Below are 3,662 nucleotides of genomic sequence, written 5' to 3'. Positions count from 1 at the left end.
TTGAAACAAAGTTTTAATGGAAAGGGAATATTTTTTTAATTTAAATGTAGTGTTGATCAATATCTCAGAATAGGGTGACTTAGCAATCGGCAAGTCCCACATAGAAATTGTCGGATGCGGGAAGAAATTGGTAATACACCTTTCATTTGATCATCATAAAAAAAGCCGTCTCCTTGCGGAGACAGCCTTGAAAAGTTAGCGCACATTACCCTATTTGCTTTAAAATGGAAACCAATAAGGAGAAAAACATAATCAAATGTAAGGGTGTGGATGCTGTGTGAAAACAGGAAATAGCCGACGGCGGGTATGACTTTAAAAACGGTATAAATAAGTCTGAATTCGGTTCCGGGGTAATGAAATATTTGTATATCCTCTAATTTGCAGGTTGATAGAGTATTCCTTTTATAGCTAGACGGAAGACAAGAGACGGGGACAGGAGATGGAAGATGCGTGCCTGCTGGCCAATCTTAAATCGGGACGGAATTTTTATGGTTGACAATTTATTCTTTGGATACCTGCAAAAAAGCGGATAATCATAAAAAAAATTCCCCCACACTTCAATACAAAAAAATATATCTTACATTTAAAAGTAAAATTCATAATTTAATGCAAGAAATACGCTTTTATAGAAATTTTTGCAATGTCGACACATTGTTCTCTTTTCTGAATTTTTCCAAAACTTTACAGATTCAGATTGATTCAGAAATCAAAACCTTGATATTTTTTGCACTTATCCCGGTTCTGGTGGCTTTTTTATTTGTCATATTTGTTTTTTATCGTTCCAAAAGGGAAGCCTTGATTAAAGAACAGGAAACAGAACTCCGGCTCCAAAAAACTGAAGTTACCCTCAAAGCCCTCAAGGCACAGATCAATCCACATTTTATCTTCAATTGTCTGAATTCCATCCACCATTACATGTACAGCCATCCTGCCAATGAAGCCGGCGCATACTTATTAAAATTTTCCCAACAAATCCGCTATGTCCTTGAAAGCAGTGAGCGAAAAACCGTGCCCTTGGCGGATGAATTGGAGGCAAACAGGATTTATCTAGAACTAGAACAGTTGCGCTTGAACCATACTTTTGATTTTTTTATCCATGTTGAAAATGGATTGGATGTTGAAGCCCTGTATATTCCTCCTATGTTGATTCAGCCATTTCTGGAAAATGCCGTTTGGCATGGGGTATCGGGAGGAGGAAAAATAGAATTGAGGATTTCCCATATGGACGACTTTCACTTGTTATGCGAAATAAAGGATGAGAAGACCGATACCAAACCATTGGAAAAGGATATCCATCACCTGCAACAAATCAAAAAAACTTCTATGGGCATGCATTTGATGAAAGAACGGTTTGATATGCTGAACCAGATCAGCGGAAAAAATTCGGGATATACGCTTGAAAAAAGAAAAGACGGGATTCCAGGAAAAGTCCTTAGCATAAAGATACCTTTTGAAGATTGACCATGAAAAAATACAATGTCATTATTGTAGAAGACGAAAAGGCCGCCCAAGACCAATTGATAGCCATGTTGGGAAAACATCCGGATTTACACCTGTCCGGTCAGTCTTTTAATCTGGAAGAAGCATCCAGGATGGTGTCACAATATGAACCCGACTTGATATTTTGTGATGTGGACCTCCCTCCCGGCAATGCTTTTGATTGGCTGATGGGTTTACCCAGTATCCCTTTTTCGATTATTTTCACCACTTCTTACGATACCTATGCCATTCGTGCCTTTCGCCTGGCAGCGGTGGATTATCTGCTCAAACCATTGATGGAAGAGGAATTGAACCAGGCTTTGGACAAATTCCGGGCAAAAAACCAAAAAGCAAACAGTTTAGACCATGTGCAGGAATTGCTGAATAATCTGAATAAATCCCCGCAGAAAAAGAAGATTGCCCTCCCTACCCTATCCGGGTACCTTTTTGTACCCATCCGGGAAATTATCCGCTGCGAATCCGACAATACATATACTACATTCCACTTGATTGATAAGAAAACCATTATTGTTTCGAAAACACTGAAAGAATGTGAGACAATGCTTCTGGAACAAGACTTCTTCAGGGTACACAACAGTCATTTGATCAATTTGGCCTATGTCAAAGAATATCTCAAAGGCGAGGGGGGACAGGTGAAAATGGAGGATGGTAGCTATGTGGATGTATCGAGAAGGAGAAAGGATGAATTCCTGAAAAAAATCCGGTAGTATGGCCGAATTCAACGGTAACTATACCAAGTTCTTTGGAGAATTTTCCTCTTACTAATTTTCATTGGGCTATAAATGACGGAATGTTTAAATTTTAAGATGAAAAAACTTGTGGTCAGTGCTTTTGTAGAAAGGGGTCAGATTCAATTGATTTTGGATGGTAACCCGGTGATTCCCCAATTTCCGGTAGAAATGGAACTCAGTGATGATGAACATGTCCTGCAGTGGTACGTGGAAAGTCCTATAGGTGGACAGTTTACCCTCAGCATTTCTTCCCCTAAATCCGCCGAAATGCAACTGACCAAACGTTTGGGAAAGGGAGAGAAAGACTGGGGAGGAGTGAGGGTTTAGGGTTGGGAAAGTCGGGATATTGGAAGATATTAAAATTGGAAAATTGGAAAATTGGGTCGTGTTACATTCTCGGAGTCAATTCAAAAATATGAGTATAATAAATCGTGTATCAAATAAAAACACCACTTTAAACATTTAAAAACCATGGAAAAGATTGATTACATCTTAAGCAAAAAAACAATCGAGGAATTAGTATCTGACCCAATTGGGGTTAAGCCGGCAAGAGATTTGGCATATATCTATTTAAATATCCCACCAAGAAATGGGGGATTCAATCACCATGAATTCTTTGGAGGATATTTTAATGCTTCTGAATTTGAATTAACAAACCATGTAGGGATTAGATTATGGTATTGTATGGTAAATGAAAATGCTAAATTTCCGAAATTCTTCTTGGCACTTGAAAAGTTAACTTCCTATGATGACACTAATCCTGAGGAAACAACCAATATGGCAATAAATTTAAATGTTCCTAAATCAATAAAATATAATGGAAAATCTCCCCAAAAGGATGATATCCTTGATCACCTTAAATCAAATTTGTTTAAAAAAATCTCAGGAAAGTTCAGGACAATCCCAAAAGGATTGGTTCTTGAATATTCAACAAATTTTAGGAATTTTATCAGAAAAAATTCAAAAGACGAGAGTAACCCAATTGATCCATACTCCAAATATGTAGTGGCTTTTTTTTTTAAAAAATAAAGCTTATGATCAGTTCATGGCCAGAAAACCCATTTCCGTGGGCTATTTCATGGGATATGCTAAACATCGGGACTTTTTCCCAAATTACCTCAGACCCATTCTTGCAGGCGTTGACAAACAGGGTAAAATTATTCTTCAAGATCACAAAATTTCTCCGATTCCTTCTGATGAAACTTTGCTCCAACATTCATGGCCTCCCCCACCGCCAAACACCGAGAAATAAACCGGAAGGGGGATTGGCTTTCCGGCTTTGTTGATATTATTACTATTGAATGACAGACGCAGCTTATTACCTGAAAATACTTTCTACCTTTTCTGTACTCCTTCCTCTCCTATCCGGGATATGGTTTGGGATGCACAGGGTTTGGCCTTACTTCCTATTCCTGGCTTTTTTGGTTTTTG

At 38.2% G+C, this 3,662-nt stretch carries 4 protein-coding genes; all 4 read left to right on the top strand.

All coding sequences use genetic code 11. The features are described from left to right. The first annotated feature begins 606 nt into the window (after window positions 1-606). The 4 genes from ACEW8U_RS05010 to ACEW8U_RS04995 all read left to right on the top strand — a co-directional run bounded on the left by ACEW8U_RS05010 (window position 607) and on the right by ACEW8U_RS04995 (window position 3,260). On the top strand, window positions 607-1,461 hold the full coding sequence (locus ACEW8U_RS05010; RefSeq protein WP_373520941.1) for a sensor histidine kinase: 855 nt from the start codon (window positions 607-609) through the stop codon (window positions 1,459-1,461). A gap of 2 nt (window positions 1,462-1,463) precedes the next feature. Continuing rightward, window positions 1,464-2,207: a LytR/AlgR family response regulator transcription factor gene (locus tag ACEW8U_RS05005; protein ID WP_373520940.1), complete on the top strand. Its 744-nt coding sequence runs from the start codon at window positions 1,464-1,466 to the stop codon at window positions 2,205-2,207. Window positions 2,208-2,306: 99 nt separating this feature from the next. Continuing rightward, complete coding sequence (locus tag ACEW8U_RS05000; RefSeq protein ID WP_373520939.1) at window positions 2,307-2,558, top strand: hypothetical protein; 252 nt, start codon at window positions 2,307-2,309, stop codon at window positions 2,556-2,558. A 144-nt stretch (window positions 2,559-2,702) separates the two neighbouring features. Then, entirely contained in the window at window positions 2,703-3,260 is a 558-nt protein-coding gene (locus tag ACEW8U_RS04995) for a hypothetical protein (protein WP_373520938.1), read from the top strand. Window positions 3,261-3,662: the final 402 nt, after the last annotated feature.

The sequence above is a fragment of the Aquiflexum sp. genome (genome assembly GCF_041751335.1).
Lineage (GTDB): Bacteria > Bacteroidota > Bacteroidia > Cytophagales > Cyclobacteriaceae > Aquiflexum.
Note: the sequence above shows the minus strand (reverse complement) of the source record. Positions and strands in the feature narration are given on the sequence as shown.

Coding starts and splice junctions, on each gene's coding strand:
- ACEW8U_RS05010 (WP_373520941.1), top strand. CDS start 607: ATGCAAGAAATACGCTTTTATAGAAATTTTTGCAATGTCGACACATTG.
- ACEW8U_RS05005 (WP_373520940.1), top strand. CDS start 1,464: ATGAAAAAATACAATGTCATTATTGTAGAAGACGAAAAGGCCGCCCAA.
- ACEW8U_RS05000 (WP_373520939.1), top strand. CDS start 2,307: ATGAAAAAACTTGTGGTCAGTGCTTTTGTAGAAAGGGGTCAGATTCAA.
- ACEW8U_RS04995 (WP_373520938.1), top strand. CDS start 2,703: ATGGAAAAGATTGATTACATCTTAAGCAAAAAAACAATCGAGGAATTA.